General features: G+C 71.8%; 7 protein-coding genes. 1 reads left to right on the forward strand and 6 read right to left on the reverse strand.

Translation table 11 applies throughout. The features are described 5' to 3' along the window. Window positions 1-32: 32 nt before the first annotated feature. The 4 genes from AB0I69_RS00800 to AB0I69_RS00815 form a co-directional block, all read right to left on the reverse strand. Window positions 33-980, reverse strand: coding sequence for an alpha/beta hydrolase family protein (locus tag AB0I69_RS00800; protein WP_363093290.1), 948 nt, complete (start codon window positions 978-980; stop codon window positions 33-35). A 9-nt stretch (window positions 981-989) separates the two neighbouring features. Continuing rightward, entirely contained in the window at window positions 990-4,952 is a 3,963-nt protein-coding gene (locus AB0I69_RS00805; protein WP_363093291.1) for an acyltransferase domain-containing protein, read from the reverse strand. Continuing rightward, window positions 4,949-6,691, reverse strand: coding sequence for a fatty acyl-AMP ligase (locus AB0I69_RS00810; protein WP_363093292.1), 1,743 nt, complete (start codon window positions 6,689-6,691; stop codon window positions 4,949-4,951). The genes AB0I69_RS00805 and AB0I69_RS00810 overlap by 4 nt, the downstream gene beginning before the upstream one ends. 70 nt (window positions 6,692-6,761) lie before the next feature. After that, entirely contained in the window at window positions 6,762-8,297 is a 1,536-nt protein-coding gene (locus AB0I69_RS00815) for an acyl-CoA carboxylase subunit beta (protein ID WP_363093293.1), read from the reverse strand. A gap of 289 nt (window positions 8,298-8,586) precedes the next feature. Here AB0I69_RS00815 and AB0I69_RS00820 point away from each other — a divergent pair, with 289 nt between their 5' ends. Beyond that, complete coding sequence (locus AB0I69_RS00820; protein ID WP_363093294.1) at window positions 8,587-10,227, forward strand: glycosyl hydrolase family 28 protein; 1,641 nt, start codon at window positions 8,587-8,589, stop codon at window positions 10,225-10,227. Window positions 10,228-10,229: 2 nt separating this feature from the next. Here the strand turns inward: AB0I69_RS00820 and AB0I69_RS00825 are convergent, their stop codons facing one another. Both AB0I69_RS00825 and AB0I69_RS00830 read right to left on the reverse strand, forming a co-directional pair. Beyond that, window positions 10,230-11,180: a hypothetical protein gene (locus AB0I69_RS00825; protein ID WP_363093295.1), complete on the reverse strand. Its 951-nt coding sequence runs from the start codon at window positions 11,178-11,180 to the stop codon at window positions 10,230-10,232. Window positions 11,181-12,313: 1,133 nt separating this feature from the next. Next, a complete protein-coding gene (locus tag AB0I69_RS00830) occupies window positions 12,314-13,660 on the reverse strand; it encodes a glycoside hydrolase family 125 protein (protein WP_363093296.1) in 1,347 nt (448 codons plus the stop codon). Window positions 13,661-13,831: the final 171 nt, after the last annotated feature.

A 13,831-nucleotide genomic window follows, 5' to 3' on the forward strand; every position in this document is an offset into this window, starting at 1 on the left:
GCGCTCCGTTCCGTGCCCCGGCTGCACCGACATCACTCCGGCAGCCCCAGCGCACCGGCGAGCATCGGCCAGGAGGCCGTGAACTCCCCTTTCCAGTAGGCCCAGCTGTGTCCTCCTCCCGGGTAGAAGTGCGCGGTGACCGGAATGCCGAGCAGCGCGAGGATGCCGGTGAAACTGTGCGCGGAGGGCCACAGCAGACTCTCCAGCGCCTCGGGCAGCCAGTCACCCGAACCTCCGGCCACACCACTGCCGTTGGACACGTACAGGGGTGTGCCGCGCAGTCCGGCGGCCTGGGCGCGCGGGTTGAACGCACGCCAAGTCAGCGCGTCCAGCAGGGGGTTGCCCCAGAGGGAGCGGGGCGTCAGGTTCTCGCGGGCCACGATGGCGGCCACGAGGGAGGGCACTCCGGGGGCCGTGGTGTCGAGGATGCCGCTGTAGGACGCGGCGGCGGTGAACGCGCCCGGGTGGCGGGCCGCGTGCGCCATCGCGCCGTAGCCGCCGGTGGACACCCCGGCGACGGCCCGAACGCCGGACGCCCGGTAGTCGCGGGCCAACAGGGCCGGGACCTCCTGGAGTTGGAAGGTCTCGTAGTCGGGGCCGTCGCGCCAGGTGCTGGGGATGCCGGTGGGGCCCGCGTCCGGCATCGCCACGATCAGCTCGCGGCCCTCGGTGAAGGCCTCGATGTCCGTCTCCCGGGTCCAGGACGTGTAGTCGTCGTGCGCGCCGTGCAGCAGATAGAGCACGGGGTAGGTGCGGGCGGGCTGCGCGGCGAAGTCCGACGGCAGGATCAGCCGCACCGGTGCGCTGCGGCCCAGCGCGGGCGAGGACACGGACACGTCGAAGGTGCGCGCCGAGACCCGCGTCGCGGCGCGGGCGCGGCCGACGGAGGCCGTGGCGCCGAACAGGACGGCCAGTCCCGTGGCCGCGGTGGCCCTGGTGACGGCGCGTCGGGACAGTCCGCTGGTGTGGTGGTGCGACATGGCGGCTCCTCAGGCTGGTTCGGCGGGTCCGTCCGGCGTGGCCAGCACCCGCCGCAGATGGGCGGCGATCTCGTCGACGTGCGGCGGGTCGAGCAGCGACAGGTGATGCCCCGACACCGGTACGACCGTCAGACGCGGGCACACCTCGTCCCAGCCGAGCGCCTCGTCGTCCCGTTCGTAGGCCGGGTCACGCACGGTGTGCGGAGCCGGTTCGCCGGCCCGGTACAGGACCACCCGGCCCTCGTACCGGCCCGGACGGTGTGCCTCGCCGATCCTCAGGTCCAGGTAGGAGGCACGCTGGTGCTCCAGCGCGGCGGGCGGTACCCGCACGGCCCCGCGCAGGGCCCGCAGCACGCGGTCGATGCGCTCGTGGTCGTCGTCCAGTGCCACGAGATCGTCGTAGGGCAGGGGCAGTTGGACGCCGTACGTGTCGGCGACGTGCCGGGCGAAGCCCGTGAGGTGCGCGCGGATACGGTCGGCGGGGGTGCGGCCGGGCTGGGGGAGGGGGCGTACGGAATCGATGAGCGCGACGAGTTCGACGTCCCGTCCGGCGGCGGTGAGTTGACGTGCCGTCTCCTGGGCGACGAACCCGCCGAAGGACCAACCACCCAGCACGTAGGGCCCGTTGGGATGGAGAGCGGTGATCGTCTCGGCGTGGCGGCGCGCCTTCTCGGACACCGTACGGGCGTCCTCGATCCGGTCGAGGCCGTGCACCGGGCGGTCTTCGCCCAGACGCTGGGCGAGTGCGTGGTAGACGTCGGTGGTGCCGCCGGCGGCGTGGAAGAGGAAGAGCGGGGGACGGGTGCCGCCCTTGTGGAGCGTGCGGAGAGGGGCCGGCGCGTCGGTCAACTGCCTGATCCGGTCGGCCACTGCGTCGACGGTGGTGGCGTCGAACAGGTCGCGCAGGTGCAGTTCGATCCCGAACTCGCGGTCCAGGGCGGTACGGATACGGACGGCCATGAGGGAGTCCAGGCCGAGGTCGGCCAACGCCGTCGCGGGTGTGATGCGGGACGTCGGATGGCCGGTGACGGTGGCGATGTGGTGACTCAGGCGGGCGACCACCGAAGCAGGCGTGCTCACCACGGCAGGGGCAGGCTCCGTCGGCCGGCCCGCCGTGACGCGGCTTCGGCCGTCGGTCCACCAGTACCGGACGTGCCGCCAGCGCGGAAGAGGAAGGTCGATGACCCGGCCGGACGGCAGCGGCAGGTCCAGCCCCGCCGCGTACAAGGCGCCCAACTCCGAGAGGAACGCGGTGGATCCGTCCGCATCGCGGCGCAGCGTGCCGAGGGCGAGGGCGCCGGGCAGGTTGTCGGCGATGGAGCGGGTCAGTACCGGGTGCGGCGAGATTTCCAGGAAAGCGGTGTGGCCGTCGGCCGCGGCTGCCGCGAGGGCCAGGTCCAGACGCACCGGCCGGCGCAGGTTGGCGGCCCAGTGACCGGCGCCGAACTCGCAGGCGCCGCGCGGGTCGTCGAGGACGGTGGAGTAGACGGGGATGCGCGGAGGCCTGCCCCTGACGTCCGCGAGGGCCTCGATCAGCTCCGGCAGCAGCGGATCCACCTGGGGCGAGTGCCCGGCGCCGACGACCCGCATGGCCCGGGCGGCCCGCCCCCGCTCCTCCAGCCCGCGCACCAGCCGGGCGACCGCCATCTCGTCACCGGTGACGACCTTCTGCCGGGGCGAGGAGTGGACGGCGACCTGAACACCCGGGAAGTCCCGCTCCAGCGTAGGCAGTTCGGCGTCGTGCAGGTCGACGACGGCCATCGCACCCCCGTGCAGTCGACCGAGCAGCCGGGCCCGTACGGCGACGACCCGGGCCGCGTCCGCCACGTCCAGCGCGCCCGCGCAGATGGCGGCGGCGACCTCGCCGAGGGAGTGGCCGATCACCGCGGCCGGTTCGACACCGTACGACCGCCACAGCTCGGCGAGTGCCAACTGCACCCCGAACAGGACCGGTTGGGAGACATTGAGCGGATCGAGGTCTCCGGCGGAGGCCAGGTGGTCGTGGAGGGAGAAACCGAACACGTCGGCCAGCTGTGCGTCGAGTTTCTCCACGGCGGCGGCGAAGGCCGGTTCCTCCACGAGCAGTTGACGCCCCATGCCGGTCCACTGGCTGCCGTACCCGGAGAACACCCACACGGGACCGCGTCCCACGAGATCCCGGTCGCCGGTCACCACCCGCACATCCCGGCCGCCCTGCCCCAACGCGTCCAGTGCGTCGGCCAGTTCGCGCCCGTCGCGGGCGACGACGGCGCCGCGCACCGGCCCGCGCCCCGCACGTCCCGCGAGCGTGCGTGCCACGTCGGCGGGGCTGGCGGTGCTCCCCTCGGGCGTGCGGAGCCACGCCGCGAGACGGGTCGCGGTGTCGCGGACCCGCGCGGCGTCGACGTCCGAGAGGAGATGGAGGCGGGCGCCGGACTCCTCGACCGGCGGGGGCGCGGACCGCCATTCCTCCAGCACGGCATGGGCGTTGGTGCCGCCGAACCCGAAGCCCGAGACGCCGGCGGTGGCCGTACCGCCGTAGCGGGGCCATGGCTCGGGCTCGGTGACCACGCGCAGCCGTTCGTCGTCGAGCGGAGTGCCGTGCAGCGACGGTGGGAGGAGGTCGTGGTGGAGGGCGAGGACCGTCTTCACCAGGCCGGCGAGACCGGCCGCGCATTCCAGGTGACCGAGGTTCCCCTTCACCGAGCCGAGCAGCAAGGGCTGTTCGGGGTCACGGCCCGTGCCCAGCACCGCGCCGAGCGCGCCCGCCTCGATGGGGTCGCCGAGCGGGGTGCCGGTGCCGTGCGCCTCGACGTAGTCGATGTGGGCCGGAGAGAGTCCGGCCCGCCCGTACGCCGTGGCCAACAGGGCTTGCTGCGCTGCGGGGTTGGGGGCGAGCAGGCCGTTGGAACGGCCGTCGGAGTTGACCGCGGTGGCGCGGATGACCGCGAGGACACGGTCGCCGTCCCGCTCCGCGTCGGACAGGCGCTTCAGCAGCACCGCCGCGCAGCCCTCACCGCGGCCGATGCCGTCGGCCGCCGCGGAGAACGGCTTGCAGCGGCCGTCCGGTGCGAGTGCCCCCGCCCGTGCGAAGGCGACGCCGACGGCGGGCGACAGCAGGACGTTGACGCCCGCGACGACAGCGGTGTCGGTCTCGCCGCTGCGCAGGCCGACGCAGGCCTGGTGCAGGGCGACGAGGGAGGACGAACAGGCGGTGTCCACGGCCATGTTGGGACCGCGGGTGTCCAGGACGTACGCCAGCCGGCCGGACGTCACGCTCAGCGCCGCGCCCGCCGGGGCCCAGGGGTCGACGGCGTTCGCGTCGGCGCCGGTGAGCCGGCCGTACTCCGGGGCCGAGACGCCGACGTAGACGCCGGTGGCCGTGCCCGCGAGGGCCGTGGCGGGGACGGCGGCGTGGTCGAGCGTCTCGCGGACGACCTCCAGGAGGATCCGCTGCTGGGGGTCCATCACCGCGGCCTCGCGCGGGGTGATGCGGAAGAAGTCGGCGTCGAACCCGGCGATGTCGTCCAAGTAGCCGCCGTACAACGGTGTTTCGGGGGGTGGGAACGGCGTGAAGTCGCCCCATCTGTCCTCGGGGACGCGTCTGATCGCGTCGACGCCGTCGATCAGCAGGCGCCAGTAGTCGGCAGGTCCGCGCACCCCGCCGGGCAGCCGGCAACCGACCCCGATCACCGCGACGGGCTCGCCCGGCGCCACCGGCACGGGGGCGGCCTGCGTGACGTGCCGCTCCGCGGTACCGCACAGTCGAGCCACCAGCGCGTCCACGGTCGGTGCCTCCCACAGCAGGGTCGCAGGCAACTCGTGCCCCGTCAGGAGCGACAACTCGCCCGCCAGCACGACCGCGTTCCGCGAGGACATGCCGAGGTCGGCCAGCGGCCGGTCCAGCGGGACGTCGTGGACCGGAGTGCCGTTCCACTCGGCCACCCGTTCCGCTATCCGGCGGCGCAGCGCGTTCTCGTCGGCGGCCGTCATCCCGCGCTCTCCGGCGCGTAGACACCCTGGAGATACCGTGCGCGGGTCAGGGCCCGTGACACCTTGCCGCTGGAGGTGCGGGGCACGGTGCCCGGGGCGACCAGGACGACGTCGGCGAGCCGTAGCCCGTGCCGCGCGGAGACGGCCGCGCGCACGGCCCGCGTCAGGGCCGGTACGTCGATGTCGGCGAGGCTGGTGGTCCGCGCGTGCTCGGCCACCAGCACCACCCGCTCACCCGCGCCGCCCGGCACCCCGAACGCGGCGAGCCGGTCCCGCCGTACCGCCGCGTGCGCGTCCTGGGCGGTGGCCTCCACGTCCTGCGGGTAGTGGTTGCGGCCGTCGACGACGATGAGGTCCTTGAGCCGGCCGGTGACGATCAACTGCCCGTCCAGCACGGTCCCGAGGTCGCCGGTGCGCAGCCAGTCACCCGGCGCGTCCTCGCCGAGCGTGGCACGGAAGACGCGCCGGGTCTGCGCCGGGTTGTTCCAGTAACCGCGCCCCGCATTGGGACCCTGCACCCAGATCTCCCCGACCTCCCCCTCGGCCAGCACGGCGTGGGCGACCGGATCGACGATGCGCACGCGCTGCCCAACTGGCGTTCCGCAGCCCGCCAGTAGCACGGCCCGGGGGTCATCGGGCCGCGCGGGCAGGGCCTTCCCGGCGGCGAGGGCGTCCCGGTCGAGGGCGAACCGGCCGAGCGGTCGGCCGGGCCTGGCGGCGCTGACGAAGACGGTGGCCTCGGCGAGCCCGTACGACGGACAGTGCACCTCCGCCGCGAGCCCCTGGGCGGCGAACGCGGCGTGGAAACGGTCGGCGGTGCCGGGCCGGACGGGTTCGCTGCCGTTGATCAACGCGGTGACCCCGTCCAGCCGCAGCCCCTCCTTCTGCGCCCCGGTGACGGCGGAGGCGCAGAAGTCGTAGGCGAAGTTCGGCGCCGCACTCAGCGCGCGCGGATGCGCGGCCAACAGCCGTAGCCAGCGCGCCGGTTCGTGCAGGAATGCGGCCGGGTCCATGAGGACCGACGGCAGGCCCCGTACGACAGGGGCCGCGACGCTCAGCACGAGCCCCATGTCGTGGTAGAGCGGCAGCCAGCCCACACACGTCACCGGATGCGCGTCGGCGCCGTAAGCGGCAAGCGCCTGGCGGGCGTTGGCGACGACGTTGGCGTGGGTGATCTCCACGCCCGCCGGAGCGCGGGTGGACCCGGAGGTGTACTGCAGGTAGGCGGTCGCGGCTGAATGCAGCGCGGGTGCCTGCCAGTTGAGGGCCGCGGAGTCCGGTACCCGGTCCGCCGCGAGGACCGGCACCTGCGCGCGCTCGCAGAAGTCCGTCACCTCTTCCAAAGTGCGGCCGGTGGTCATCACGACGGACGGGCGCGCGTCGCCCAACACCCCGACGAGCCGGTCACCGTGCCCCGGCAGACCTGGCGGATACAGCGGCACGGCGACCATCCCGGCGGTCAGCGCCGCCAGAAAGCCGGCGATGTAGTCCGTCCCCTGAGGGCACAACAGGGCTACCCGCGCACCGAGTTCGGCCTGCTCCGTGAGCCTGGCCGCCAACGCCCGCACGCGCAGATCCAGCCGCTGCCAGGTCAGAGTGCGGTGCACACCACGGGAGCCGGGGGCGGGGTGGTCGACGAACGTGAACGCCCTGCGGTGCGGGGTGGTTTCGGCCCAGTGCCGTACGTACTCGGGCAGAGTCCGGTACGCGGGCGCGAGCGGGGGACGGCGGCTGTCCATCGGGCGTGGCTCCTCACATCGCGGTACGTCGCGGTGTCGACTGGAGAGCTGGAGAGGGTCAACAGGGCGGTCAGAGCGGGATGTTGCCGTGCCGCCGCTCCGGCATCGGGGAGCGTTTGCCGCGCAGTGCGCGCAGGGCGCGGCTGACGTGGGCGCGGGTGTCGCGCGGGACGATCACGTCGTCGACGTACCCGCGTTCGGCGGCCGGGTACGGCGTCCCGTGCGTGGCCTCGTAAGCGGCGACCAGGTCGGCGCGCAGCGCCTCCGGGTCGGCCGCGGCGGCGAGTTCACGCCGGTGCAGTACGCCCACGGCGCCTTCCGCGCCCATGACGGCGATCCGGGCGGTGGGCCAGGCGAGGTTGAGGTCGGCGCCGAGGTGCTTGGAGCCCATCACGGCGTACCCGCCGCCGTACGCCTTGCGCACGACCACGGTGACCTTCGGGACGGTCGCCTCGGCGTACGCGTAGAGGAGTTTGGCGCCGCGCCGGATGATGCCACCCCGCTCCTGGCGGACGCCGGAGAGATAGCCCGGGACGTCGGCGAAGGTCAGCAGCGGGATGCCGAACGCGTCGCAGAACCGTACGAACCGCGCGGCCTTCTCGGAGGCGTCGATGTCGAGGACACCGGCCGAGTGCAGCGGCTGATTGGCGACGACTCCGACACTCGCCCCCTCGACCCGGGCCAGCGCACAGATGATGTTGGGTGCGAACAGCTCCTGTACGTGCAGGAGTTCACCGTCGTCGACAACCGCGTGCAGGATGTCCCGCATGTCGTAGGCCTGCCCGAGCCGGTCGGGCACGACCTCGTCGAGCGGGGCGCCGTCGGCGACGGAACCGGGCGCGTACTCCGGTGGCCGCTCCAGGTTGTTGGCGGGAAGGTACGACAGCAGGTCGCGTACGGTGTCGAGCGCTTCCTCCTCGTCGGCGGCCAGGAAGTGGGCGTTGCCGTTCACGGAGTTGCTGGTGCGGGCGCCGCCCAACTCCTCGGCGGTGGTGCGTTCGCCGGTGACCGCCTCGATGACGTCGGGGCCGGTGACGAACATGTGCGAGGTGCCGTCCACCATCACGGTGAAGTCGGTGATGGCGGGGGAGTACGCGGCACCGCCCGCACACGGGCCCAGGACGACGGAGATCTGCGGGATCACCCCGGACGCCCTCACGTTCCTGCGCACCAACTCGGCGTAGAGCGCAAGGGAGTTGACCCCCTCCTGGATGCGGGCGCCGCCGGAGTCGTTGAGCCCCACGACCGGGCAGCCGGTCTTCAGGGCGAGCTCCATGAGGGCCACGGTCTTCTCGCCGAACGCCTCGCCCATGCTGCCGCCGAAGACCCTGGAGTCCTGGGCGAAGACACAGACCGGCCGTCCGTCGACCGTGCCGTACCCGGTCACGACCCCGTCGCCGTAGGGGCGTTGGGCACCGTCCCCGACGGACCTGGCCCGCACGAACCCACCGGTCTCCGCGAACGAGCCCGCGTCCAGCAGCCGTTCGATGCGCTCCCGCGCGCCGAGAGCACCATGTCTTCTCGGCGCGGCGGTGGCCACGGCCTGCGCCCGACGGTGTTCCAGATCGCCGATGCGTGTGGCGGTGCGGTCCGCCGTGGGTGTCACTGCCGTCAGGGATGTTGTCGCCTCTAGCGTCACAGCCACCTCCGAAGTGGTTCTCGAATATGGCAGCGATTCGGGAGCGGGCCGCGGGATCGCCGTTCTGTGTGCGGGAGTTGAGTCCCGCGCGACGGAGGTTCGTCCTGAGGTGACAAGGGAGTGACGGCGGCCCGGCACAACACATAGGCGTCCGCGGTCCAGACCATTAGTGTGGTCATGTCACTGGCAACGTTTCCATCCCGTCTTACGTGCCCCCACCGATGTGACTACAGGAGGACCCCGAATGAAAACGTCGATGAGATGGCCGTCGATCGCGGCCGAAGGAGCCGAGAGCCGCATACGGCGCCCGCTGGCCCTTGGGCTGACCGCTCTCCTGCTCGGCGTGGCGGCGTTCTTCGGAGTCCCCCAGACCGCGCAGGCCGCGGCAGGGGCCGTGACGGCGTACCCGGTCCCGTCCATCTACCCGGCGTCCACCGACTACAAGTTGACGGTCAACGGCACGTCCGTGCCCGTCACCAAGTACACCGGTTACGACATCGCCCAACTCGCCCTGGGGACCGGCACCGCCACCATCTCCGTGACCAAGACCAACAACACGGACATCGGCTCGTACAGCATCAGCCCGCAGAAGCTGGGCATCACGGGGACCGTCAGCGGCCCGACCCTCACCTTCACCGTCCAGAACGACGAGTACCTGATCGTCAAGCTCGACGGCCGCCCCAACCTGGTCATCGCCGCCGACCCGGCCGAGACCAACCGCCCGGCGACGAGCGGTACCGGCATCTTCAACGTGCAGAGCGCGCCCTACTCGGCCCAGCCGAACACCGGCGCCTACACCACAACTGCCTTCCAGGACGCCCTCAATGACGCCGCCGCGTACGGCTCCGCGAACGGCACCCAGGGCATCGTGTACGTCCCGGCCGGCGTCTACACCCTCGGCAACCTCTACCTGCGCAGCAACCTCGCGTTCTACCTCGCACCCGGCGCGGTGCTCCGCTACACGGGCGAGGCCAGCCACTATGTGGTGAACGGACACAAGACCTCGCAGGGTCGCGACCTCACGTGGTTCATCTCCACCCGCTACTCCTCGACGAACATCAAGATCTACGGCCGCGGCATCATCGACGGCAACGGCCAGGCCGCGCTCGCGCCCTCCAACCTCGGCGTGAACCTCCTCGCCCCGATCTACACGAGCGGCTTCACGGTCGACGGCATCACCTTCCGGGAGTCCAGCAGTTGGGCGGTCATCCCGGTGCGGTCCTCGGACATGACCTTCCGCAACATCAAGCTGTTCAACAGGTTCGACATGGGCGAGAACGACGGCATCGACGTCATGGAGTCCACGAACGTCACCGTCGACCACGCGATCGGCATCGGCCTCGACGACCCGTTCAGCACCAAGACCTGGCCCGACGTCGCCGACATCTACAACTCGGTCCCCGGCACCGCCCGCCCGCTGGACAACGTCACGTTCAACGACCTTGTCTCCTGGACCTATTGCTACGGCGTCAAGGTCGGCCAGGGCGTCTACGAGTCGCAGAACAAGGTCACCTTCCAGCACGTCGTCGTCTATGACGCGGCCGTGGGCATCGGCGTCCACCACAAGTACGGCACGGCGAGCGCGACGAACCTCAAGTTCGACGACATCGACATCGAACGGCTCAGCTTCAGCAACGACGGCAACCGGACCTGGCTCGCCATGATGACCGGCAACACGGCGGGCATCGGCCCGGTTACCGGCGTCACGATCTCCAACGTCCGGGTCCGCAACGCCGGTACGACCGCCGCACGTGTCAACGGCCTTCCCGGAGCGCCCATTTCGGGCGTCGCCCTGAGCCACATCGTGATGCCCGGCAGCACGACCGGCGCGACCACCCTGAGCCAGGCCAACCTCACCAACCTGTCGGACTACGGCAACCTGACCATCACTCCCTGAGGTCAGACAGCCAGGGGCGTCGCTCCCCAGGGTTCGGCCCAGTCGTAGACGAGGGTCTCCGAGCCGGACCGCCAGCGACGAGGTGCGGTGGTGGAGAGCCAGTCGAGCGGCTCGACACCACCGGGTGTCCCGCCGTCCAACGCGAGCTTGACGGCCGCCGCGAGGTCGGCGTCCGTACGGTCCGTGCGGGCGGCGGGATCCACCGACACGAACAGGGCGGTACCAGAGCGTGCGACCAGGTCGAGGAACTGCTGGTTGAGGTTCCAGTCGGTCTGCGGTGTGCAGGGCACGCAGTCCGCGTCCAGCGTGAAGAACCTGTTGTGCTGGGCCAGTCGGAAGGCGAGCGTGTTCACACCCATCCGCCGGGTCCGCTCCCAACTCCGCCCCGAGGTGTCGTCACCCGACCGCTGCACCCGCACCAGCCCCGCGGCCAGATGCCCGACCGTGTTGCAGCCGATCACCACGGTGTCTCCGGCGGCCTCGGCGATCGTGCGGTAGAGCCGGACCAGGATCTCGGCACTGGTACGGGACCTGTCGCTCAACGACCAACCGGGCAGGGCGAGTTCGGCGGGGGAGTGGGAGGCGAAGTGGCCGAAGACGTCGTACGTCGAGAAGTCGTGCTTGACGAGTTCGTACCCCCAGCGCCGGAACCGGGTCACATCCTCGGCGACCGTTTCGAGCGCCACGTCCAGCGAGGGATCGAGAGGGAAACCGGAGTCCCTGAGCATGCCGGGCCGCACGGCTGCGGTCTCGGTCCTGGACAGCAGCGGCCGGAACCACAGCCCGGGCCGGGCACCGGTCTCCGTGATCCGCGCAGCCACCTCCTCCATATCATCGAACACACCCGGCAGCCCGGTGTTCCAGGGACCGCCGGGCGCGGAACCGCCGCCCTCGGTCCAGCCGTCGTCGATCACGCAGTACGGCCGCACGGGATGCCCGTCGGCGTACTCCACGACCGTCCGCGCGTCCCGCAGCACCGCGTCCGGCGCGAAGCCGCGCCCGGTAGGCGTAGTACCAGTTGTTGCAGCCCACGACAGGGCCGATGGACGGCAGCGGGTCCGGACTCATGGCGGTGCAGAGCGCTTCGTGCGCGGTGAACGGTGTCGGGCCCGCGGCGGTCACCACCGTGGCCACGTCCAACTGGCGCTCGCCGAGCAGCACGGGCAGGCCACCGCTGCGGACGTCCGCCCAGAGGCTGACGCCGCCCTCGTCGACCGTCCAGGAACACAGGGCACCGGCCCTGGTCCGCACTCCCCACCCGGTGGTCGGGCCCCCGAACGCCCCACCGGTGATCAGCACATACCAGGGCAGCGCACGGTCGGGCTGCAGCGTCCGCCACTGAAGATCGCCGTAGCCGCGCTCCCAGGCATCCCCGAGAATCCGCGCGTCCTCGGGTGCGTCGAGCCGCCAGCGCAACACGATCCGCGACAAGCCCTCGGCACCCGCGCGGGCACGCACCCGTAGCCCATCGACCGTGCGCTCGACAGTGACCTGGGCCCCGCGCACCGTCCAGACACCTCCGGCGCCCCCGACCGCCGCATGCGGCCGGGTGCCATCGATCATCACGTGGACGGAGTCAGGCAGACACGTCACGGCGGGCTCCTCGGGGGTGGGACTACGACGGGTCGGGCGGCGCGGGGGGCCTATCGCGAACGGGCCGCGTGGCAACGGGAGTTTGCGGTGCTGCCTGTGGTCGTTCGGCCAGGCGCGGCTGGGCTGATGCCGGTGGTCGGACTTGGCGGCCGGTGCGTGGTCGGGTCGGGAATGGGTCGGGTGGCAACGGGATTTTGCTGAGCCGCAAGTGTCGTTCGCGTGGGCGCGATGGCGCCGATGCCGGCGGCGGGTCTCGGCGGTCGGGCGCAGCCGGGGCCGGTAGGGGTGGGTGTGGCAACGGGAGTTTGCGGTGCTGCGTGTGGTCGTTCGGCCAGGCGCGGGTGGGCCGACGCCCGCGGTCGGACTCGGCTCCCGGCGCGCAGTCCTGTCCGGAACGGGCCGCGTGGCAAGGGGAGTTCGCCGCCCAACGCGTGCAGTTTCATACGGCGCAGCCGATGCCCGGCCAGCAGCCCCCGTGGCCGACGACGCAAGGTCACGCTGGCCCGCTCCCCGCCCCCGACCCGCCGGGCAACGCCCGTGGATGTACCGGAAAAAGCTGTCGCACCCCGTCCCCGCACAGTTCCAGGGCAAGTTCGCAGAACATCGCGTTGGCCCAGCCGAACCAGTCCCGCGTGAACCGGCCCGGCGCGTCGACATGGAAGCTCTCGTGCATCAGGCCGGTACCGGCGGTGGTGGACGCGAGGGTCTCCAGGGCCCGCGCCGCCTCGTCCGTGTCGCCGGTCAGACCGGCCGTGGCGATCGCCAGCGGCCAGATGTGCCGGTCCGGGGTATGCGGACTGCCGATGCCGGACGCGTAACTCCCGCTGAAATAGGAAGGGTTCGCCTCGGAGAGCGCGAAGCGTCGGGTGGCCCGGTACAGCGGGTCGTCGGGTGTGCACCAGCCGCTCAGGGGGAGGCTCAGCAGACTCGGGAGGTTGGCGTCGTCGCAGAGCAGCGACGCGCCGAGGCCGTCGACCTCGTAGGCGAGGACGGCGGTGCCGTCGACCTCGACCACCGCGTGCGCCAGGATCCCGGCGTCGATCTCGTCGGCCAACCGCCAGCACTCATGGGCGAGTTCGGTGTCGTCGAGGACGGCGGCTGCGAGCTCGGCCAGGCCGTGCAGGCTCGCCGACGCCAGCGCGTTCGCCGGGATCAGGTAGCCGTGGGCGCACGCGTCGTCGCTCGGCCGGAAACCCGACCATGTCATCCCGGTCCAACCGGCCGCCGAGCCATGGCCGTTGAGGGGCAGGCTGTCTCCGGCGAAGGGGCCGGTCGGCCGGATGAACCGGTAGGGCGAGTGCGCGTGGGACTGCTCCGCCCGCCACAGCCGTACGATCGTCCAGGCCGCGCGGTGGAACGCCTCGTCGAGATGGTCCTCGCGGCCGGTCGCCCGCCGGATGGCGTACGCCAGCTGCAACGGCGCGCAGAGGGAGTCGAGTTCGTACTTGCGCTCCCACACCCAGTCGCCCGGCGTCGGCTGATCGGCGGGCTCGCCGTGCGCGCCGGTGGGACCGTCGTTGAAGGCGTTGGCGTACGGGTCGAGCAGCACGCAGCGGATCTGGCGGCGCGAGACGGCGGCCAGGACATCGCCGACCTCCGGGTCCGTGGCCACCGCGAGGTAGGGGCGGACCTGGGCCGTGCTGTCCCGCAGCCACATCGCCGGGATGTCGCCGGTCTTGACGAACACCTCCGAGCCGTACGACGGCGAGGTGCCCCAACTCATAGACGTGGTCCAGGTGTTGGTCAGGCACCGCTCGACGATGTCCGCCGCCGGACCGCCCCGCAGCTCGGTGGCCAGCCGTCGGCCGAGCGTGCTCAGCGACTCCGGAACTGCCCACACTGTTCCGGATGTTGATCCGGGAAACGTTACCATCGCGCCTCTTGACTCGCTCATGTGGCGTGGGCCACCGTGTGATCGCCAGGGAATGGAAACGTTACCTTGAGCGGGTCGACGACCACCAGACGGTCAGGTCCGCACGATCCGAGTGATCGTCAACTCCTCGGAGGAAGA

Origin of the sequence: Streptomyces sp. NPDC050508, from assembly GCF_040655155.1 — a bacterium.
GTDB lineage: Bacteria > Actinomycetota > Actinomycetes > Streptomycetales > Streptomycetaceae > Streptomyces.

What these genes read in the sequence shown, in the direction of transcription:
- AB0I69_RS00800 (WP_363093290.1), bottom strand. Translation starts at nt 980, where the DNA reads ATGTCGCACCACCACACCAGCGGACTGTCCCGACGCGCCGTCACCAGG.
- AB0I69_RS00805 (WP_363093291.1), bottom strand. Translation starts at nt 4,952, where the DNA reads ATGACGGCCGCCGACGAGAACGCGCTGCGCCGCCGGATAGCGGAACGG.
- AB0I69_RS00810 (WP_363093292.1), bottom strand. Translation starts at nt 6,691, where the DNA reads ATGGACAGCCGCCGTCCCCCGCTCGCGCCCGCGTACCGGACTCTGCCC.
- AB0I69_RS00820 (WP_363093294.1), top strand. Translation starts at nt 8,587, where the DNA reads ATGAGATGGCCGTCGATCGCGGCCGAAGGAGCCGAGAGCCGCATACGG.